This window comes from Micromonospora globbae (genome assembly GCF_003610785.1).
In the GTDB taxonomy this organism is placed as follows: domain Bacteria; phylum Actinomycetota; class Actinomycetes; order Mycobacteriales; family Micromonosporaceae; genus Micromonospora; species Micromonospora globbae.
Genome location: NZ_RAQQ01000005.1, coordinates 265737 through 285172, shown reverse-complemented (window position 1 = coordinate 285172; position 19436 = coordinate 265737). Strand labels below are relative to the sequence as shown.

The 19436-nt window shown below is 73.4% G+C and carries 17 protein-coding genes and 1 riboswitch; of the genes, 10 read left to right on the top strand and 7 right to left on the bottom strand.

Annotation, left to right across the window (positions count from 1 at the left end; translation table 11 throughout):
• Window positions 1–30: 30 nt before the first annotated feature.
• Genes D7I43_RS09310 through D7I43_RS09300 form a run of 3 tightly spaced genes read left to right on the top strand, consistent with a single transcriptional unit; the run spans window position 31 to window position 3046 of the window.
• On the top strand, window positions 31–1491 hold the full coding sequence (locus D7I43_RS09310) for a menaquinone biosynthesis decarboxylase (protein ID WP_120328010.1): 1461 nt from the start codon (window positions 31–33) through the stop codon (window positions 1489–1491).
• Window positions 1470–2402 carry a menaquinone biosynthesis prenyltransferase MqnP gene (gene mqnP, locus D7I43_RS09305; protein WP_192902109.1) on the top strand — a complete coding sequence of 311 codons (933 nt, stop codon included), beginning with the start codon at window positions 1470–1472 and terminating at the stop codon, window positions 2400–2402. Before D7I43_RS09310 ends, mqnP begins: the two co-directional genes overlap by 22 nt.
• A gap of 14 nt (window positions 2403–2416) precedes the next feature.
• A complete protein-coding gene (locus tag D7I43_RS09300; RefSeq protein WP_120328082.1) occupies window positions 2417–3046 on the top strand; it encodes a UbiX family flavin prenyltransferase in 630 nt (209 codons plus the stop codon).
• A gap of 79 nt (window positions 3047–3125) precedes the next feature.
• Here the strand turns inward: D7I43_RS09300 and D7I43_RS09295 are convergent, their stop codons facing one another.
• Window positions 3126–3392: a BldC family transcriptional regulator gene (locus D7I43_RS09295; protein ID WP_120328008.1), complete on the bottom strand. Its 267-nt coding sequence runs from the start codon at window positions 3390–3392 to the stop codon at window positions 3126–3128.
• Window positions 3393–3661: 269 nt separating this feature from the next.
• Between D7I43_RS09295 and D7I43_RS09290 the strand changes: the two genes are divergently transcribed.
• Window positions 3662–4120 (top strand): Lrp/AsnC family transcriptional regulator, encoded by a 459-nt coding sequence (locus tag D7I43_RS09290; RefSeq protein WP_120328007.1) that lies wholly within the window; start codon window positions 3662–3664, stop codon window positions 4118–4120.
• A gap of 89 nt (window positions 4121–4209) precedes the next feature.
• On the opposite strand, the gene D7I43_RS09285 is transcribed toward D7I43_RS09290, so the two are convergent.
• Window positions 4210–5643: an MFS transporter gene (locus D7I43_RS09285; protein ID WP_120328006.1), complete on the bottom strand. Its 1434-nt coding sequence runs from the start codon at window positions 5641–5643 to the stop codon at window positions 4210–4212.
• 60 nt (window positions 5644–5703) lie between these two features.
• Between D7I43_RS09285 and soxR the strand changes: the two genes are divergently transcribed.
• Both soxR and cds1 read left to right on the top strand, forming a co-directional pair.
• Window positions 5704–6276, top strand: coding sequence for a redox-sensitive transcriptional activator SoxR (gene soxR, locus D7I43_RS09280; protein ID WP_120328005.1), 573 nt, complete (start codon window positions 5704–5706; stop codon window positions 6274–6276).
• A 10-nt stretch (window positions 6277–6286) separates the two neighbouring features.
• Window positions 6287–7378: an L-cysteine desulfhydrase Cds1 gene (gene cds1, locus D7I43_RS09275; RefSeq protein WP_120328081.1), complete on the top strand. Its 1092-nt coding sequence runs from the start codon at window positions 6287–6289 to the stop codon at window positions 7376–7378.
• A 15-nt stretch (window positions 7379–7393) separates the two neighbouring features.
• Here cds1 and D7I43_RS09270 read toward each other — a convergent pair whose 3' ends face one another.
• The 4 genes from D7I43_RS09270 to D7I43_RS09255 all read right to left on the bottom strand — a co-directional run bounded on the left by D7I43_RS09270 (window position 7394) and on the right by D7I43_RS09255 (window position 13372).
• The gene (locus tag D7I43_RS09270) at window positions 7394–8023 is read right to left on the bottom strand and encodes a putative glycolipid-binding domain-containing protein (RefSeq protein ID WP_240032868.1); all 630 of its coding nucleotides are present in this window, start codon (window positions 8021–8023) and stop codon (window positions 7394–7396) included.
• A 104-nt stretch (window positions 8024–8127) separates the two neighbouring features.
• Complete coding sequence (locus tag D7I43_RS09265; RefSeq protein ID WP_120328079.1) at window positions 8128–9753, bottom strand: DEAD/DEAH box helicase; 1626 nt, start codon at window positions 9751–9753, stop codon at window positions 8128–8130.
• A 346-nt stretch (window positions 9754–10099) separates the two neighbouring features.
• Complete coding sequence (locus D7I43_RS33545) at window positions 10100–11683, bottom strand: hypothetical protein (RefSeq protein ID WP_240032867.1); 1584 nt, start codon at window positions 11681–11683, stop codon at window positions 10100–10102.
• Window positions 11684–11794: 111 nt separating this feature from the next.
• Window positions 11795–13372 carry a C40 family peptidase gene (locus tag D7I43_RS09255; protein WP_120328004.1) on the bottom strand — a complete coding sequence of 526 codons (1578 nt, stop codon included), beginning with the start codon at window positions 13370–13372 and terminating at the stop codon, window positions 11795–11797.
• 317 nt (window positions 13373–13689) lie between these two features.
• Here D7I43_RS09255 and mqnE point away from each other — a divergent pair, with 317 nt between their 5' ends.
• Genes mqnE through D7I43_RS09240 form a run of 3 tightly spaced genes read left to right on the top strand, consistent with a single transcriptional unit; the run spans window position 13690 to window position 15636 of the window.
• Window positions 13690–14859, top strand: a complete 1170-nt coding sequence (gene mqnE / locus D7I43_RS09250) for an aminofutalosine synthase MqnE (protein WP_120328003.1) — start codon at window positions 13690–13692, stop codon at window positions 14857–14859.
• 24 nt (window positions 14860–14883) lie between these two features.
• A complete protein-coding gene (locus D7I43_RS09245; protein WP_120328002.1) occupies window positions 14884–15306 on the top strand; it encodes a hypothetical protein in 423 nt (140 codons plus the stop codon).
• 45 nt (window positions 15307–15351) lie between these two features.
• Window positions 15352–15636 carry a DUF4229 domain-containing protein gene (locus D7I43_RS09240; RefSeq protein WP_120328077.1) on the top strand — a complete coding sequence of 95 codons (285 nt, stop codon included), beginning with the start codon at window positions 15352–15354 and terminating at the stop codon, window positions 15634–15636.
• A 118-nt stretch (window positions 15637–15754) separates the two neighbouring features.
• On the opposite strand, the gene D7I43_RS09235 is transcribed toward D7I43_RS09240, so the two are convergent.
• Window positions 15755–17116, bottom strand: a complete 1362-nt coding sequence (locus D7I43_RS09235; RefSeq protein WP_120328001.1) for a C39 family peptidase — start codon at window positions 17114–17116, stop codon at window positions 15755–15757.
• Between the two features lie 215 nt (window positions 17117–17331).
• Between D7I43_RS09235 and D7I43_RS09230 the strand changes: the two genes are divergently transcribed.
• Window positions 17332–19197 (top strand): M14 family metallopeptidase, encoded by a 1866-nt coding sequence (locus D7I43_RS09230; protein WP_120328000.1) that lies wholly within the window; start codon window positions 17332–17334, stop codon window positions 19195–19197.
• Window positions 19198–19367: 170 nt separating this feature from the next.
• Window positions 19368–19436, top strand: a riboswitch (cobalamin riboswitch).

Genomic DNA, 19436 nt, shown 5'->3' with positions numbered 1-19436 from the left:
CCCGGGCGGCGGTGGGGGAGACTTGCGCCTATGGCGGCTCGTGGCTTCCCGTACACCGACCTCAAGGACTTCCTCGCGGCCCTGGAGCGCGCGGGCGAGCTGCGGCGGGTGACCGTCCCGGTCGACCCGACCCTGGAGATCAGCGAGATCGTGACCCGGACGGTCCGCGCAGGCGGCCCGGCGCTGCTCTTCGAGCGCCCGACCCGGGGCGAGATGCCCGTCGCGATCAACCTCTTCGGCACCGAGAAGCGGATGGCCATGGCGCTCGGCGTCGAGACGCTCGACGAGGTCGGCGCGCGGATCGGTGAGCTGGTCAAGCCGGAGCTTCCGGTCGGTTGGTCCGGCATCCGCGAGGGGCTCGGGAAGGTCATGCAGCTCAAGTCCCTGCCGCCGCGGAAGGTGAAGACCGCCCCCTGCCAGCAGGTGGTCTACCGGGGCGACGACGTCGACCTCAACCGGTTGCCCGGCCTGCAGGTCTGGCCCGGCGACGGCGGCGTCTTCCACAACTTCGGGCTGACCCACACGAAGCATCCGGAGACCGGCAAGCGCAACCTCGGCCTGTACCGGCTCCAGCAGCACTCGCCCAACACCCTCGGCATGCACTGGCAGATCCACAAGGACTCGACGGCCCACCACGCCGTGGCCGAGCGGCTCGGTCAGCGGCTGCCGGTCGCCGTGGCGATCGGGTGCGACCCGGTGGTGTCGTACGCCGCCTCGGCGCCGCTGCCCAGCGACATCGACGAGTACCTGTTCGCGGGCTTCCTGCGCGGCGAGCGGGTGGAGATGGTGGACTGCCTCACCGTGCCGCTCCAGGTGCCGGCGCACGCCCAGGTGGTGCTGGAGGGCTACCTGGAGCCCGGCGAGCGGCTGCCGGAGGGGCCGTTCGGCGACCACACCGGCTTCTACACCCCGGTCGAGCCCTTCCCGGTGCTGCACGTCGAGGTGATGACCATGCAGCGCGACCCGGTCTACCACTCGATCGTCACCTCGAAGCCGCCCCAGGAGGACCACGGCCTCGGCAAGGCCACCGAACGGATCTTCCAGCCGCTGCTCAAGCTGCTGATCCCGGACATCGTCGACTACGACCTGCCGGCCGCCGGCGTCTTCCACAACTGCGCGATCGTGTCGATCCGCAAGCGCTACCCGAAGCACGCGCAGAAGGTGATGAACGCCATCTGGGGCGCGCACCTCATGTCGCTCACCAAGCTCATCGTGATCGTCGACGAGGACTGCGACGTGCACGACTACAACGAGGTGGCCTTCCGCGCGTTCGGCAACGTCGACTACGCGCGCGACCTGCTGCTCACCGAGGGGCCGGTGGACCACCTCGACCACTCGTCGTACCAGCAGTTCTGGGGCGGCAAGGCGGGCATCGACGCGACCCGCAAGCTGCCCGAGGAGGGCTACACCCGGGGCTGGCCGGAGGAGATGCGGATGTCGCCCGAGGTGGTGTCGCTGGTCGACAAGCGATGGAAGGAGTACGGGATCTGATGGCGGTCCTCGACGCGCCGGCGGAGCGGCCGGGCCGGGTGAAGTCCTTCCTCCGGCTGGTCACCATCGAGCACTCCGTCTTCGCCCTGCCCTTCGGCTACCTCTCCGCGCTCACCGCCATGCAGGTGCACGGCGGCCACGTACGCTGGCTCGACCTGCTGTGGATCACGGTGGCGATGGTCGGGGCACGGACGTTCGCGATGGCCGCCAACCGGATCCTCGACCGGCGGATCGACGCGCGGAACCCGCGTACCGCCGGCCGGGAGCTGGTCACCGGGGCGGTCAGCGTGCGGACGGCCTGGACCGGCGCCGTGGTCGCGCTGGTGGTCTTCCTGGCCGCCGCCGCCCTGCTGAACCCGCTCTGCCTGGCGCTCGCGCCGCTCGCCGTGGTGCCGCTGGTCGTCTACCCGTACGGCAAGCGGTTCACCAACTGGCCGCACGCCATCCTGGGGATCGCCCAGGCCGTCGGTCCGGTCGGCGCGTGGCTGGCGGTGACCGGCACGTTCGAGGGCTCCGGGCCGGCCTGGCTGCTCGGCGCGGCCGTCGGGCTGTGGATCGGCGGCTTCGACCTGATCTACGCCTGCCAGGACGCCGAGATCGACCGCCAGATCGGGGTGCACAGCGTCCCGGCCCGGTACGGCCTGCGCTTCGCGCTGCACGCGTCCACGGTCGCGCACGTGGTGACGTTCGCCCTCTTCCTGTGGTTCGGCGCGCTCGTGGGCTTCGGCTGGCTCTGGTGGATCGGGCTGGCGCTGACCGCCGTGGCCTTCGCGTACCAGCACCTCGTGGTCAGCCCGACCGACCTCAGCAAGGTCAACCGGGCGTTCTTCACCGCCAACGGGTTCGTGGGCATCGTCCTGTTCGCGTTCGCTCTCCTCGACCTGGTGGTCCGGCTCGGCCTGCGGCCGTGACGGGGCGGGACGGCATGCGCGAACCGTGGGTGGTCGGGGTGTCCGGGGCGTCCGGCACGCCGTACGCGGCGGCCGTCGTCCGCGGGCTGCTCGACGCCGGGGAGGCGGTGGACCTCATCGTGTCCCGGGCGGCCCGGCTCACCCTGCTCGACGAGACCGGCCGTCCGTTCCGGGACGGGCACTGGGCCGAGGACCTGGCCGGCTGGCTGGACCGGGACCTGGCCGACGCCGACGTGCGGTACTGGCCGGCGGGTGACCTCGCCGCCGGGCCCAGCAGCGGCTCGTACCGGGTCCGCGGGATGGCCGTGGTGCCGGCGAGCACCGCGGCGTGCGCGGGCATCGCCATCGGGCTCTCCAAGGACCTGCTGCAACGCGCCGCGGAGGTCAACCTGAAGGAACGGCGACCGGTGGTGGTGGTACCCCGGGAGACCCCGGTGACCCGCAGCCACCTGGAACACCTGATCGCGCTGCACGACGCCGGAGCGGTCGTGCTGCCCGCGAGCCCCGGCTTCTACGGCGCCGGGGCGTCGGCCTCCGCCCAGCAGTTGGTCGACTTCGTCGCCGGCAAGGTGCTGGACGCACTGGGTGTGCCGCACACGCTGTTCCGTCGCTGGTCGGGTGAACTCGGCGCGGCCCGGGGCTGACGCCACCGGTCACCCACGCCGGGCGGGGACGCGGACCGGACCGCGCGCCCGGCCCGCGTGACGACCTCCGCGGCGAACCTCAGTACATGCCGGCGTTGGCCGGACCAGGACCGGTCGAGGCGGCCGGACCCGCGTTGCGTGCCTTGCCCGCCTCGTCGGTCTCGTCCAGCATGCCCTCCCCCTCAAGCAGGGCCCGCACCTCGGATTCCCGAAACCGGCGATGCCCGCCTGGAGTCCGGATGCTGCCGATCCGACCCGCCGCCGCCCATCTCGTCACAGTCTTCGGGTCAACCCGAAACAGCGCGGCGACCTCACCCGGTGTCAGCAGGCGATCTCCAGTGTCCACAGCCCCCTCCTCGCGTCGACGAAGCCCCCGGCTGAACACACTGCCCCCGGCCGGTGCGAGCCCAGAGCCGTCATGAGGGACGTATGGCAATTACAGCACCAGCGACCTGGCCTGTCCGCCAAACGCGAAAAACGCACTGAGTGGGAAGTTAGTCAATGGTACCGGCGTCGCGCTCCCTTGACCCTGCGTAAGTGAACTGTCACCTGCTGTCATGTCCAACGGACGCCCTCGTCCCGGCGTTACGCCCCCAGGGGCTAGGGTCACAGTCCGTGGACGCGATCGACCTGAGCCTCGTGGAGCTGCTGCGCAACAACGCCCGCCTCTCCTACGCCGAGCTGGCCCGCCAGGTCGGCCTGTCCGCGCCCGCCGTGCACGAGCGGGTCGGCAAGCTCGAGGCCAGCGGTGTGCTGCGGGCGTACCGGGCCGACGTCGCGCCGGAGGCGATAGGGCTCGGGGTCACGGCGCTCATCGGCATCGTCGAGGACTCCGGCGCCGACACCGACGACGTCCTGGAGGCGTTCCGGGCCATGCCCGAGATCGAGTCGTGCTACTTCATGGCCGGCGTGGAGTCGTTCCTGCTCAAGGCCCGGGTGGGCACCATCGCCGAGCTGGAGCGGCTGATCGTACGGCTGAACCGGACACCCGGGGTGGCCTCCACCCGGACCGGGATCGCGCTCTCCACGAAGTGGGAGAACCGGCCGCAACCGGTCACTCCGCCCGCCGGCTGACCGGCGCGGCCGGCGGCGGCTCGGTGCCGCCGCCGGGCGCCACGTTCGGGTTCACGCCCCCGGGGTGCTCGTTCCGTCCCGCGGGTCGCTCACGAGGCGACGAGGTGGCCGCCGGCGTCGGGCTGCGTCCGTGGCTCGTCGGCGTCCCGTGCGTTGCGGGCGGTGAGGCAACCGAGCACCGCGATGATCGCGAAGCCCAGGAGCAGGAGCTGCGCGGATCGGGTCGTCGACGGCGCGCCGAGGTTCATCAGGACCCCGCCGAGGGCGGAGCTGAACGACAGGGCGATCAGCTCCACCGTGTTGGCGCCGGCCGAAGCCTTGCCGGCCTCCGCCGGGTCGTCGGAGACGCCCATGGTGGCCACGATCAGGTGGGGGAAGGCGATCCCGATGCCGGCGCCGGCGACGACGAGCCCGCCGAACCAGACGGCGACCGTGACCGGGCCCGCGCCGTCCCACTGGGTCAGTCCGGTCACCGCGAGGCCGGCGGCCAGCACGGCGGGGCCGAGCACACGCAGCCGGCGGACGGTTCCCGGATCGGAGGCGTTGGCGCTGAACACCATCGTCGCCGACCAGCCGAGGGAGACGGCGGCACCGAGGAAGCCGGCCACCACTGGTTCCAGGCCGGCCAGCCGCTGGCCGAACAGCGGGGTGAACGCCTCGGTGGCGGTGCCGGCGGCCAGGATCGCGATCGTCAGGTAGAGCCACTTGAGAGGGCTGGCCGCGGAGTACGTCGTCGCGGGCAGGACGCGGGTGTCGGCCCGGCGCTCCCACGCCACGAATCCGGCCAGCAGCAGCGCCGCCAGCAGTCCCGCGCCGGCGAGCTGCCACGGCCGGGTCAGCAGGCTGGCGACGCTGATGACGGCGGTGGTCGCGGTCAGCAGCGCCAGTGAGACGACCGGCATCGGTTCGGCCACGGCCGACCGGTCCCGGCGGGGCAGGACCCGCGGCACCAGGGCGGCGACGACCACCCCCAGCACGGCGAGCGTGACGAACGCGAGGCGCCACGCGTCGAACTGGGCGAAGAGACCCCCGACCGCGGGGCCGGCGAGGGTGCCGAAGCCCCACATGGCCGACACCATGGCGGTCGCCTTCGCCCAGAGGTTCTCCGGCAGCACGGCCTGGACGACCGCGTAGCCGAGCCCGGCCAGGATGCCTCCGCCGACGCCCTGCAACGCGCGGCCGCACAGCAGGGCCACCATCGTGGGGCTCACCGCGCAGACGACGGTGCCGACGACGAACGGCACCAGGGCGACCAGGTACGCCTGGGCCGGCCCGCGTCCGCCCAGCAGCCGGCTGACGAGCATGGAGGAGATCACCGAAGCGATCATGAACACGGAGCTGCTCCACGCGTAGAGCCGTTCGCCTCCGATGTCGTCGATCGCCGTCGGCAACAGGCTGGTGGTGAGGAAGACGTTGGTCGCGTGCAGCCCGACCCCGCCGGCGAGGACGACGGACGTGCCGATGTGCCCGGGGCCGAGGAGATCGCGCCAGGTGCCGCTTGACCGGTCAGCAACAGTGGACATGCGGCGACCGTAAAATCTCAAGTGAACCTGAGGTCAATCCGGTTATGTCGGAGGTCACCGGTGCCGAAGGAACCGGACGACTCGCTCTCGATCGGCGAGGTGGTACGGCGTACGGGCGTCGCCGCGTCCGCGCTGCACTACTACGAGCAGATGGGTCTCATCGCGGCCAGTCGCACGGCGGGCAACCAACGCCGCTTCCCCCGCCACATGCTGCGGCGGATCTCCCTGATCCTGGTCGCGAAGCGGCTGGGGATCAGCCTCGCGGACGTGCGTGACGTGTTCGCCACCCTCCCCATGGACACGATTCCCACGATCCGCGACTGGCAGCGCGTGTCCCGGCGCTGGCAGACCGCGCTGGAGGCGAAGAAGCGCGAGATCGAGCAGTTGCAGCGCGAGCTGACCGGGTGCATCGGGTGCGGCTGCCTGTCGATGGACGCGTGCCGGCTGCTCAACCCCGACGACGAGCTCGCGGCGTACGGGCCGGGACCGCGCCGGCTCGGCGCGCAGGCCGTGAGCCGTCGCCGTCGACCCTCCCCGCGCAGCGCGGTCGCCCTACCGGCCAGCAGCAACATCGTGGTGGAGACGGACAGCGCCGACCTACGCGAACGCGCGGAACGTGAACGTGCCTGCTAGGTTGCGGAACGTGACCCACCTGGACCGCTGCGACGAGGCCGGCCGGGCGTGGGTGACCGAGGCGGTGGCGGCCGTGGAGGCGGACGCCAACCGGTCGGCCGACACGCACCTGCTGCCCTTCCCGCTGCCCCGGGAATGGGGGATCGACCTCTACCTCAAGGACGAGTCGGTGCACCCGACCGGGTCGCTCAAGCACCGGCTGGCCCGCTCGCTCTTCCTCTACGGGCTCTGCAACGGCTGGATCGGGCCGCGGACCACGATCGTCGAGGCGTCCTCCGGCTCCACGGCCGTCTCCGAGGCGTACTTCGCGCGGATGCTGGGGCTGCCGTTCATCGCCGTGATGCCCGCCTCGACCTCGCCCGAGAAGATCGCGAAGATCGAGTTCCAGGGCGGGCGCTGCCACCTCGTCGACGACCCGGCGCGGGTGTGCGTGGAGGCGCGCTGGCTCGCCGACGACTCCGGCGGCCACTTCATGGACCAGTTCACCTACGCGGAGCGCGCCACCGACTGGCGGGGCAACAACAACATCGCGGAGTCGATCTACAGCCAGCTCGACCGGGAGCGGCACCCCGTGCCCGCCTGGATCGTGGTGGGCGCCGGCACCGGCGGCACGGGCGCCACCATCGGCCGCTACACCCGCTACCGCCGGCTGCCGACCCGGCTGTGCGTGGTCGACCCGGAGAACTCGGCGTACTACCCCGCCTGGGTGGCCGGCGACTGGACGGTCCGCACCGGCAAGGGCTCCCGGATCGAGGGGATCGGCCGCCCGAGCGTCGAGCCGTCGTTCCTGCCCTCCGTCGTGGACCGGATGGTGCAGGTGCCCGACGCCGCCTCGCTCGCGGCGATGCGGGCGGGCTCGGCGGTGCTCGGCCGGCGGCTGGGGGGCTCGACCGGCACGAACCTGTGGGGCGCGTTCGGGCTGATCGCCGAGATGCTCGCCGAGGGCCGGGCGGGCTCGGTGGTCACCCTCATCTGCGACGCGGGCGACCGGTACGCCGACACCTACTACGACGACGGCTGGGTGGCCGCGCAGGGCCTCGACCTGGAGCCGTACCTGGACGTCGTCGACCGCTTCCTCGCCAGCGGCGCCTGGCCGGCCTGACCCGCGGCCGGTGCCTCAGCGCCCGTCGCCCCGCCCGGCGAGCCCGGGGTAGCGCAGCGTGTACCCCTCCGCGTCCAGGTCGATGTCGGCGCTGAAGCTGTCGCTCGCGAACCGCACCCGCCCCGGCCCCAGTGACGTGTAGACCTGCTCGGCGGGCACCACGGCGAGGCTCGGCACGAGCACCCAGGCCACGGTGATCCGGTGCGTGGTGTCGGCCGGCGCGCCGGCCAGCCCGAGCCGGCGTACCGGCAGCGTGTTGAACAGCGGGGAGCCGCCGAGGTCGACGTCCCGCGCGTCGGCCAGCCGGTCCGGGTCGTCGGTGCCGGGCAGACCGGCCGGGGCGTGCCCGGCCGCGGCCAGCGCCGCGTCCAGGTCACCCTGCTCCGCCGTGGTCACCCGCCACCGGTCGGCCGCGCGCTCCAGGCGTACGCTGCGCAGCCAGCCCGTCCCCTCCACCTCGACCTCCAGCCGGGTGGTGATCCAGTCCGGGTCGGTGGTCACCTGGTAGCGGCAGGTCCACGGGACGGGGTCGACGGCGAGCATCGTGCCCCGGGCCGCGAGCCCCCGGCCGTCGTCGAGGAGGGCGTGCTCCGCTCCGGCCGTGTCGGTGCGGGTCCAGAAGCGCGACTTCGGCATGCTCGGCATGAGCCGGACGTTACGCGACCGGGCCGCCGCCGGCAGCGCATGCGCGGAGGCCGCCGCGGAACGCGTGCTCCGCGGCGGCCTCCGGCGGGTCGGTGGTCCGTCCCTCAGTGCGTACGCGCCGGCGTCCGGCCGCCGAAGCTCCGGCGCTCGTCGCGCGGGCGGTCGTCGCGGGCCCGGCCGTCGGCCCGGAACCCGCCCCGCCGCCCGGCCCCGCCGTCACCGGCGCGGTCGGCGTACCGGCGCTCGTCACGGTCGCCGTAGCGGCGCTCGCCGTACGGCCGGTCGGCGTGCCGGCGCTCGTCCCGGTCGCCGAAGCGGTGCTCGCCTCGCGGACGGTCCGCAGCCCGGCCGGGCCGGTCGTCCCGGCCGTCGAACGGCCGCTCGCCGCGCGGGCGGTCACCGTACCGCCGGTCGGCGCCGCGGTCGGCGAACCGGCGCTCGGGGCGGTCGCCGAAGCGGCGGGGGCCGCCGGAGCGCGCCCCGTGCCGCCGCGGCGGCTCCGGCTCGTCGCGGACCGGGACACCGCTCGGCTCCCGGGCGCCGGTCAGCTCGGCGAGCACCGGGTCACCGGCCCGGACGGGGGTCTCCGCCGGCTCGACGCCGGCCTTCTGGAGCATCGCGAGCGTGGTGCGCCGCTGCTTGGGCAGCACCAGCGTGGCCACCGCCCCGGACTCGCCGGCCCGGGCGGTCCGGCCGGCCCGGTGCAGGTAGTCCTTCGGGTCCTTCGGCGGGTCGACGTGCAGCACCAGCGACACCCCGTCCACGTGGATGCCCCGCGCGGCCACGTCCGTGGCGACGAGCACGTTCATCCGGCCCTCGCGGAACTCGGCGAGGGTGCGGATGCGCATCCGCTGGGTCTTGCCGCCGTGCAGCCCGCCCGCCCGTACGCCCACGGCCGCGAGCTGGTCGACGAGCCGGTCCACGCCGAGCTGCGTACGCGCGAAGACCATGGTGCGGCCGTCCCGGGCGGCGATCGACGCGGCCACGGGGAACTTGTCGCTCGGCGGGATGAGCAGCACGTGGTGGTCCATGGTCGACACCGCGGCGGTCGGCGGGGCCGTCGAGTGCGTCACCGGATCGGTCATGAACCGCTTGACCAGCGCGTCGACGTCACCGTCCAGAGTGGCGGAGAACAGCAGCCGCTGCCCGTCCGCCGGGGTCTTGGCGAGCAGTTCGGTGACCTCCGGCAGGAAGCCCATGTCGGCCATCTGGTCGGCCTCGTCGAGGACGGTGATCTCGACGTCGTCGAGGCGGCACACGCCCCGGTCGATCAGGTCGCGGAGCCGCCCGGGCGTGGCCACGACGATCTCCACGCCCCGGCGCAGCGCGTCGATCTGCCGGTCGTACGGCACACCGCCGACGGCGGTCTTGAGGAACACGCCCACCGCCTTGCCGAGCGGCAGCAGGGCGTCGTTGACCTGCATGGCCAGCTCCCGGGTCGGCACCAGCACCAGGGCGCGCGGGTGCAGCGGCCGGGCCCGGTCACCGGATGCGATCCGGGCGAGCAGCGGCAGGCCGAAGGCCAGGGTCTTGCCGGAGCCGGTCTGGCCCCGGCCGAGCACGTCCCGGCCGGCGAGCGCGTCCGGCACGGTCGCACGCTGGATCTCGAACGGTGCGGTGATGCCCTGCCGGGCCAGCGCGCGGACCAGCGCCGGCGGCAGGCCGAGCGCGGCGAAGTCCGGGGCGGGGCCGTCGGTCGGGTCGGTGGGCTGCGCGGTGGTGTCGTTCAGGTCGGCCGGGGTGCGGCCAAGAGCGGACGGGAAGGTGCTGGGGTCAGCAAAGGTGGTCAAGAAGTGCCTTTCGAGCGGGGCGAATCTTCGCGATGGCCCGCCGCAGCTGTACGCCGCGCGAATCGCCCGCAAGATCGCCCATGGGCGCGCAGGACACGCGCCAGGTGAATGATCACCGTCAAGTGTACGGCGATCACGGCGAGCCGCCACCCGGCCGGATTCGGCAGTGGGCGGGCTCACCCGGCCGGCGGACCCCCGGGTGCCCCGGTTCGTCGAACCAGCGGGCCCCCGGATGCCCCGGCTCGTCGAACCGCCGCCGTCGATGCGGAGGGGCCCGGCGGCGCGGTCAGGCAGCGAGGACGTTGCCGACGAGGCCGCTCACGGCGTCGCCCGCGACCAGGACGAGCAGCACGCTGATCAGCACGAGCAGGCCCAGGGCGACCGCGAGGACGATCATCGCGCGGGTCGACCGGGACTTCTCGGCCGGCGTGTCCGCCCACCCCTGGGCGAGGATGTGCCCGGTCAGCGAACCGGAGTTCTCGACGGCGTTCGTCGGCAGCGCGACGGTGGCGAACGCCGGACCGTCCGTGCCGCCTCCGTAGACCGTGCCGGCGAGGTCCGGACCGCCGTCGTACCCGCCGGAGCGTGCCCCGGACGGTGCCGTGACGCCCGCTCCGGGGGCGGTCGCCGCCGCCCGGGACGTGGCCGGGGGCGGCGGGAACGGGGGCGCCGGCGCGGGGGCGGGCGGTGGCGGCGGCGGAGGCACGGGCGGCCCCGGCGGGGGTACCGGCGGCCCCGGTGGCGGCGGCACGGGACCGGGTGCGGGCGGTGTGGGGCGCGGTCCCGGCGGGTACGGCCCGGGCACCGGCGGTGTCGGATGCGGCACCGGCGGCGCGGGCGACGGGGGAGTCGGCCCCGGCACGGGCGGCGTGGGGGCGGGCGCCGGCTCCGGCTCGGGAACCGGCGGCTTCGGCGGCTGCGCCGGCTCCGGAGGTTGGGCCGGCTCGGGCGGCTCGGGGTTCACGGGGGCGGACCGGTAGACGGCCGGAACGGCCGGCCACGCGCCCGTGCCGGTCTGCACGCCGGCCGCCGCCGGCCGGCTGGCGGTGGGAACGGAGGCGCTGGCGCGGGCCGGCGCCTCGTCGGCCGGGGTGCGGCTGGTGACGGTGGCGCTGGCGCGGACCGGGGTCGGGTCGGTGGTCGTCCGGCCGGGGACGGCGGCGCTGGCGCGTGCCGGTGCCTGGTCGGTCGTGGTCGGGGCGGGCACGGTGGCGCTGGCGCGCGCGGGCACGTCGTCGGTCGTGGTCCGGGTGGGGACGGCGGCGCTGGCGCGGGCGGGTGCGGCGGAGCCGTCCCGCTGGCTCGGCAGCCCGGTGCCCGGCGGGACCGCTCCGGCCGCCTGGTACGTCGTGCCGGCGGTCAGCCTGGCCAGCGCACCGGAGGGCGACGTGAGGGCGGCGGCGACACTGGCCCGCGCGCGTACGGGAGTCGCCGGAGGCTGCGCAGCCGCGGAGTCCCCGGTCGGCGTGCCGTCCGCGCCGGAGGCGCTCTCCGTGGCGGTGGTGGACGTCCCGCCCACGGTGTCGCCCGGCTCGTCGGCGGTGCCGGGTGCCTCGGCGGTGGCGTCGTCCGTCGAGGTGGCGCTGTCCGTGGCGTCGGCAGCCTCGGCGGTGGCGTTGTCCGTCGAGGCGATGCTGTCCGTGGCGGCGGCCGGTTCCTCGGCGGTGTCGGGCGCCTCGCCGCCGACGCTGTCCGTGGTGGCGGCCGGCTCGCTGCCGGCGGCCGTGTCGCCGGCCTGGTCAGTGGCGGCTGCCGACGGGTCGCCGGAAGCGGTATTCCCACGCTGGACGGGTGGCGCGGCGTCCGTCCCGTCGACGAGCGTGGCACCAGGCTCGGTCGTCGCCTCCGCCGGATCCTTCTGCTCGGCCATCTTCGCCCTCCGCACCACGCTCGCGCCCGGACCCGGCCGTGGCCGGGCGTGCCTGGATGTCACGGTGCCACATTCCGCCCCGCTGACACACCCGGAGTCCGCGCTTGCGGGTCAGCTGTCCGTGTCCGGGCTCTGCGATCCGCTCGCCGACGGGCTGCCGCTGGTCTCCGCGCTGCGGGTCGCCGCCGGCGAACTCGCATCCGGGGAGGCCGGCGGGCTGGTCGTCGTGCTGCTCGACGGGCTCGGCTGGTCGCTGTCGTCGGGGTCCGCGCTCGTCGTCTCGGTCGGCGTCGGGCTGACCGACTCGGTGGGGGTCGGAGTGACCGACTCGCTGGGCGTCGGCGTGGCGGAACCGCTCGGCGTCGGGGTCGCCGAGCCGGACGGCTTCGGCGTGGGCGTCGGCTTCGGCGTCGGCTTGGGGGTCGGCTTGGGGGTCGGCTTCGGGCTGCTCGGCGGGGTGGTGGTCGTGTCCGGCACGGCACCGATCACCCGGGTCGCCGCGTAGAGCCGGGACCAGGTCACCGTCGAGATCTTCACGACGTCACCGGTCGTCGGGGCGTGCACCATCTTGCCGTTGCCGATGTACATGCCGACGTGGTGGATCGACGTCCAGCTGCTGCCCGAGGCGAAGAAGAGCAGGTCACCGGGGAGCAGCGCGGTGCGCGCCACCGTACGGCCACGGGTGGCGTAGTACTGGTCGCGCGACACCCGCGGCAGGTCGAAGTAGTCCGCACCCTTGGACCGGTAGGCCGCCCACATGAGACCGGAGCAGTCGAACCGGTCCGGGCCCTCGGCGGCCCAGAGGTACGGGTCGCCGAGCTGGGCGAGGGCGTAGCGTACGGCGGCCATCGCCCGCGGGTGGGCGGTCAGCCCGTTGGCGCTCTGGCCCTGGACGAACTCGGCGCCGAGCCGCTGCTCGGCGGCCTCCTGCTGGCGCTCGATGGCGACGAGCTGCGTGGCGTTGTCCTTGCGGAGCTTCAGCAGCTTCGCCTCGGCGTCGCGCAGCGCCTTCTCGCCGGAGGCGTACTCCGCCTGGACGGTGCGCAGCTCCGCCTCGGCCGCCGCGTACGCCTGGTAGGCCGCCTGCTCGGCGGCCCGCGCCCGGGACAGCTCGCCCTCGGCGGCGGTGGTCGAGCCCTCGACCTTCTCGCCCCGCGTGATCCGCTGGAGCCGGCTGAGCCCTTCGAGGTCCTCGGCGAACTCGGCGGGCGGCAGTGCCGCGGCGGCCTTCAGCGCGTCGGCGGCGACCTGGTCGGCCCGCTCCTGGGCCCGGACCAGGGCGTCGCGGGCGATCTTCAGCTCGCCGTCGGCGGCGGCGAGGCGGGCCTCGACCTCGGCGCGTTTCTGCCGGAGCTGGAGCAGTGTGTCGCCGAGCCTGCCCACCTCGGCCTCGGCGGCGTAGATCTGGCTGGCGAGGGGCCCGCTGCCGAGGTTGCCGACCGGCGCGGCCGGCGTCACCGGGGCGCCGGTCACGGGTGCGCCGCCGGGAAGCTGGAGCGAGCCGGTCACGGCCGGGCGGACGCCCGAGTCCGGCACGGTCGTCGGGGCGGCCGGATCGGCGTACACCGGGGCGGCGAGCGCCGCGGCGGCGATGGCGCCGAGCAGGGCCGACCAGAGCCGCGGACGCAGCACCGGCGAGACCACCGGGCTCCGTCGTCGTTGCCGTCGCCCGCGCCCGCTGTCGACCATCCCGCTCCCCGTCCGGCTCGCGTCACCGCGCCGGTGGACGCGGCGGTGGGGGACGCTACCAGTGCCCCTCCTCGCCCCGGGGCCGTGTGTGCGCCCCGGCCCTCACCTGCGGGCGCAACACCCCCAGGGGAGGTCGAGAAGGGCTCGGTGTGTCGCTCCCCACCCTGTCTTACCTCAGCCGACGCAGCCTTGTCGATGTGTGGTCGGGTAACAGAAGGCTGAGAATGCGGCGAACGGGAGGCGTCGCCGACCGTGCCGGCGGTGCCGCCGGCCGCCCGACGTACGCTCGGCTGGGACCGCAGGTGGAAGGGACGTGCATGGACGCCGGACTCAAGCGCGAGCTCGAAGCGAAGGTGTACGCGGGTGAGCGGCTGACCCGTGAGGACGGGATCGCCCTCTACGAGTGCGACGACCTGGTCTGGCTCGGGCGGCTGGCCCACCACCGGCGCACCGAGCGCAACGGCGACCGGGTGATGTTCAACGTCAACCGGCACCTGAACCTGACCAACGTCTGCTCCGCGTCGTGCGCGTACTGCTCGTTCCAGCGCAAGCCGGGTGAGAAGGACGCCTACACGATGCGCGTCGACGAGGCGGTCCGCAAGGCCAAGGAGATGGAGGACGAGCAGCTCACCGAGCTGCACATCGTCAACGGCCTGCACCCGACCCTGCCGTGGCGCTACTACCCGAAGGTGCTGCGCGAGCTGAAGGCGGCGCTGCCGAACGTCAAGCTCAAGGCGTTCACCGCGACCGAGGTGCAGTGGTTCGAGAAGATCAGCGGCCTCTCCGCCGACGAGATCCTCGACGAACTGATGGACGCCGGCCTGGAGTCGCTGACCGGCGGCGGCGCGGAGATCTTCGACTGGGAGGTCCGCCAGCACATCGTCGACCACGACTGCCACTGGGAGGACTGGTCGCGCATCCACCGGCTCGCCCACAGCAAGGGCATGCGGACGCCGGCCACGATGCTCTACGGCCACATCGAGGAGCCGCGGCACCGGGTCGACCACGTGCTGCGGCTGCGCGAGCTGCAGGACGAGACCGGCGGCTTCGTCGTCTTCATCCCGCTGCGCTACCAGCACGACTTCGTGGACTCGGCGGACGGCAAGATCCGTAACCGGCTCCAGGCCCGCACCACGATGGCCTCCCCGGCGGAGTCCCTGAAGACGTTCGCGGTCTCCCGCCTGCTCTTCGACAACGTGCCGCACGTGAAGTGCTTCTGGGTGATGCACGGCCTCTCGGTCGCGCAGCTCTCGTTGAACTTCGGTGTGGACGACCTCGACGGGTCGGTCGTCGAATACAAGATCACGCACGACGCGGACGCGTACGGCACGCCCAGCACGATGCACCGGGAGGACCTGCTCGACCTCATCTGGGACGCCGGGTTCCGCCCCGTCGAGCGGGACACCCGTTACGACGTGGTCCGGGAGTACGACCCCGCACCGTCGCTGGCGGAGCGGCGCGCCGAACCGCAGCGCGTGTGGGCCTGAGCCGGCACGTACCCTCGTAGGGCCATGACGGAGCAGCAGAGCGGTTTCCCCCGGCGGGACGACGAGGGTCGAATTCGTTTCCTCGGCGACCTGATCGGGGTGAGCCTCGCCGGCTGGCTGATCGGGGTGCTCGCCCTCCTGGTGTTCGACTGGGGGTTCGCGACGGTCGGCGCCGGGGAGTTCGGGCGGGCGAACGGGTGGCTGGCCGTCATCCTGCCGGTCTGGCTCTTCTGGGAGGACTTCCGCGCCTGGGAGTTCGGCGCCGCGCGGGTGATCGCGGCGGTGGTGGGAGTCGCGGTCGCGGTCGTCGTCGGCCTGGTGGTGGCCGGCTTCGCGGCGGGGCTGCCCGGGCTGCTGACGGGCGCGCTGGCGGCGGCCGCCTTCACCGTGGCGTACGCGGTGGTGTGGTTTCCGGGCGTCCGCTGGCTGGCCCGCCGGACGGGCTGAGCCGTACGCCGGACGGTCCGGCGGTACGAGAACGGAGTGGTGCAGGTGAGCGCGGCGGTCAAGTACACGCTGGGCCGGATCGGGCTGTTCGTCCTCGTGCTGGCGGCCCTCTGGCTGGTCGACATCAACGTCTTCCTCAAGCTGATGCTGGCGCTGGTGTTCTCCGCCGCGCTGTCGTTCTTCCTGCTCAAGGGCTGGCGGGACGAGATGGCCGAGGAGATGGCGAGCGCCGCGGAGCGCCGCCGGGCGGAGAAGGAGCGCCTGCGGTCCGCCCTGGCCGGCGAGGACGAGCCGGGCGGGTCCGAACCGCCGCGCGACGACGCGCGCTGACCCGGCCGCCGACGACGCTGACCGGGCCGCCGGGCACGAGACGTTGACCGGGCCGCCGGGCCGGTGACGACGACGCCCCGGCCGCCTGGACGGGGCGGCCGGGGCGCGGTCGGTCAGGTCACCAGTTGGTGGAGCCCGGAACGTGCGGCCACGGCTTGTGGACCGGCTTGATGAGGTACGCGACGCCGCCGGAGCCACCGGAGATCCCGCCGCTCGCGTTGATCCGCTTGGTCCGCAGCCAGATCTGCTCGAACTGCTCGCGCTGGTAGACGTTGCGCACCACGTCGTTGCTCGACGAGGCGGGGTCGTTGACGATCACGTCCCCGTCGGCGGTGAAGCCGACGATCACGAACAGGTGCCCGGAGGTGCCGTAGTTCGCGCCGTCGAGTTCGCTGGCGAGGAAGGACTGGCTGGTGATGACGGGGATGCCGGCGGTGATGAACCGCTCCACCTCGTCAAGGGAGTGCAGCCGGGTGACCCGCCCCTCCAGCCCGGGGAAGCTGGCGGCGTACGCGGTGTTGAACGGCCAGTTGCCGGCGCCGTCGTACGCGTAGTCGTAGGTCATCCGCGCCGCGTGGTTGACCGTCGGGTCCGGGTAGGTGGGGTCGACCCAGGCGGTGTCCGCCTCGGACGGCTTCCGTCCCCAGTACTCGATCACCATCTCGGTGGACGTGGGGGAGCACCAGGCCTCGCCGCCGCCGTCGTACTCGGGGTAGTGGCCCGAGTGCACGTTCTGGGAGTAGCGCGGCACGGGCAGTTCGACGCCCCAGGCGATGTGGCCGGCGCTCGGCGTGACGGTGAACCGGTCCGGGACGTTCGAGCTCATGGCGCCGAGCATGTGCACCACGGGCGCGGCGGCCTGCCCCGGGGCCCGGTAGAGGGTCAGCCGCAGCTGGTACGACCGCAGCAGCACCCCGACGGACGCGTCGTCGATGCTGAACGTGTCCGTCCAGATCGTCGACCAGGGGTCGCCCTGCCGGTTGACGGTGGTCCGCTTGATGTCGGCGTCGCCGGAGGCCCAGCGCCCCATCACGTACCAGGGGGTCGTGACGCCGGTGTTGTAGCGGCCCTGGAGTTCCACCTGGATCCAGGTGCCGGCGGGGGTCTTCGCGTTCCAGGAGGCGACCAGCTCGGTCGCGTCGAAGCCGATCGCGGTGACCGGCGAGGTCCAGGTGGCGTACTCCCAGGAGCGGGTGACGCCGGTGTGCGGGTCGGTGTAGTCGGTGGTGCCGGCCGGCCGGGCCAGCGTCAGGCCCGGGCGGGCGCCCGGAACGGCGCGGGTGCCGTCGTGGGTGCCCCGGCGCCAGTCCGGGTAGCGGGACCACTCGTCGAACGTGATCTGTTCGTCGTGGCTGACCGGGCGGGCGGCGGTGCCGGCCGCGGGCGCCACGGCGGCCGCGGTGGCGGGTACGGCGGTGCCGAGGAGGGTCAGCGCGGTGACGCCGGCGAGGGCGGCCGCGCGCAGGCGTGTTCTGGCCATGAGTGCTCCGCGGGTGTCGGGGGAACGGGCATCGTTGCGGGTCAGTCTCCCGCTCGGAGGAAAGTTTCGCCATATCTGGATGTATGAAAAATCATTGCCGGGGTGATGATCCGCCTGGCATGGAAGAGACAACGATAGATATTGATATGACCATGTGACGGGTGGTGGAGTGTGCTCCACCGAGCGGGATCTCCCGCACCCCGAGGAGGTTGTCCATGGCCTTCCGCACGCCCGTCCGTCTCCGTCGCGCCCTGGCGCTCGCCGTCGCCGCCGCGCTCGGACTCGTCACCGTCGCCACCGGGCCGGTCTCCGCCCGCCCGGCTCCGGAACCCGGCGCACCGGCGACCGCCGAGTACCGGGTGCTCGGCCCCCGTACGCTCGCCGACCGCACCGCCGTGGCCCGCACCGGCGCGGCCATCGACTACAGCGAGCACGGTGTGCTGCACGTCTCGGCGACGTCCGCCGAGGCCGCGGCCATCGCCCGGCTCGGCTTCCGCCTGGAGCGGGTCGCCGCGCCACCGGCCGCCCACGGCGACGTGGGCACCTTCGCCTTCCCGCCCGCCGACTCGAACTACCACGACTACGCCGAACTGACCGCCGTCGTGAACCGGGTCGTCGCCGACCACCCGACGATCGCCCGCAAGCTCAGCATCGGCTCCTCGTACGAGGGCCGCGACCTCATGGCCGTGAAGATCTCCGACAACGTCGCCACCGACGAGAACGAACCGGAGATCCTCTTCAACTCGCAGCAGCACGCCCGCGAGCACCTGACCGTCGAGATGGCGATCTACCTGCTGAACCTCTTCACCGACGGCTACGGCAGCGACTCCCGGATCACGAACGTCGTGAACAGCCGCGAGATCTGGATCGTGCCGACGATGAACCCCGACGGCAGCGAGTACGACATCGCCACCGGCTCCTACCGGTCCTGGCGCAAGAACCGGCAGCCGAACAGCGGCTCGTCGTACGTCGGCACCGACCTGAACCGCAACTGGGGCTACCAGTGGGGCTGCTGCGGCGGCTCGTCCGGCTCCACCTCGTCGGAGACCTACCGGGGCCCGTCGGCGTTCTCCGCGCCGGAGACGCAGGCGCTGCGCAACTTCGTCAACAGCCGGGTCGTCGGCGGCGTCCAGCAGATCAAGGCCAACATCGACTTCCACACGTACTCGGAACTCGTGCTCTGGCCGTTCGGCTACACGTACAACAACACCGCCCCCGGCATGACGGCGGACCAGTACAACACGTTCGCCACCATCGGCCAGCAGATGGCCGCCACCAACGGCTACACCCCCGAGCAGTCGAGCGACCTCTACATCACCGACGGGGACAGCATCGACTGGATGTGGGGCCAGCACGGCATCTGGGCGTACACCTTCGAGATGTACCCGGGATCGGCATCCGGCGGCGGCTTCTACCCGCCCGACGAGGTGATCCCGGCGCAGACCTCCCGCAACCGCGAGGCCGTGCTGATCCTCAGCGAGTACGCCGACTGCCCGTACCGGGCCATCGGCAAGCAGGCGCAGTACTGCGGCGGTGGCGGCGGCACCACGGTCTGGTCGGACACCTTCGAGACGGACACCGGGTGGACGGTCGACCCGTCGGGCACGGACACCGCGACGGCGGGCGTCTTCGAGCGGGGCGCCGCCCAGGCCACCACGTCGAGCGGGGCGAAGCAGCTCACCCCGTACGCCGGCGGCAACGACCTGGTCACCGGCCGGCTGGCCGGCGCCGCGGCGGGCGACCACGACGTCGACGGCGGGGTGACCAGCGCCCGGTCGCCGGCCGTGACCCTGCCGGCCAGCGGCACGCTGACGCTCTCGCTGGCCTGGTACCTGGCGCACGGCTCGAACTCCTCGTCGGCCGACTACCTCCGGGTCAGCGTGGTGCACAACGGCGGCACGACCACCCTGCTCAACCAGGCCGGCGCGGCGACCAACCGCAACGGCGCCTGGACCGTGTCGAGCGCCAACCTCACCCCGTACGCCGGGCAGACGGTCCGGATCCTCGTGCAGGCGGCGGACGCCTCGGGCGCGAGCCTCGTCGAGGCGGCTGTGGACAACATCACCATCACCGCCTCCTGAGCCGGTGGGGCCCCGTCCCGCCCCCGTCGGGGCCCCGCCACCGGCTGCCGGAACGGGACAATCCGGCAGCCAACTCCCGCGTCCCCCATCGGCCGGGCCCGATCGGTCGCCTGATCGCTCGGGCCCGGTCGGCCGGTGCGCTACCGTCTTACCGACCGTCCCGCAGCGAAGCCGGTGCGAACCCGGCGCTGTCCCGCAACTGTGATGCCCCACCGCCCGTGTGGTGGGGATCAGCCAGG

Excerpts from the sequence above, each read along its gene's own strand:
- D7I43_RS09285 (WP_120328006.1), bottom strand. The coding sequence starts at position 5,643 with ATGTCCACTGTTGCTGACCGGTCAAGCGGCACCTGGCGCGATCTCCTC.
- mqnE (WP_120328003.1), top strand. The coding sequence starts at position 13,690 with ATGGACGCCGGACTCAAGCGCGAGCTCGAAGCGAAGGTGTACGCGGGT.
- D7I43_RS09245 (WP_120328002.1), top strand. The coding sequence starts at position 14,884 with ATGACGGAGCAGCAGAGCGGTTTCCCCCGGCGGGACGACGAGGGTCGA.
- D7I43_RS09255 (WP_120328004.1), bottom strand. The coding sequence starts at position 13,372 with ATGGTCGACAGCGGGCGCGGGCGACGGCAACGACGACGGAGCCCGGTG.
- D7I43_RS09230 (WP_120328000.1), top strand. The coding sequence starts at position 17,332 with ATGGCCTTCCGCACGCCCGTCCGTCTCCGTCGCGCCCTGGCGCTCGCC.
- D7I43_RS09300 (WP_120328082.1), top strand. The coding sequence starts at position 2,417 with ATGCGCGAACCGTGGGTGGTCGGGGTGTCCGGGGCGTCCGGCACGCCG.
- D7I43_RS09235 (WP_120328001.1), bottom strand. The coding sequence starts at position 17,116 with ATGGCCAGAACACGCCTGCGCGCGGCCGCCCTCGCCGGCGTCACCGCG.
- D7I43_RS33545 (WP_240032867.1), bottom strand. The coding sequence starts at position 11,683 with ATGGCCGAGCAGAAGGATCCGGCGGAGGCGACGACCGAGCCTGGTGCC.
- mqnP (WP_192902109.1), top strand. The coding sequence starts at position 1,470 with ATGGAAGGAGTACGGGATCTGATGGCGGTCCTCGACGCGCCGGCGGAG.
- D7I43_RS09270 (WP_240032868.1), bottom strand. The coding sequence starts at position 8,023 with ATGCCGAGCATGCCGAAGTCGCGCTTCTGGACCCGCACCGACACGGCC.
- D7I43_RS09310 (WP_120328010.1), top strand. The coding sequence starts at position 31 with ATGGCGGCTCGTGGCTTCCCGTACACCGACCTCAAGGACTTCCTCGCG.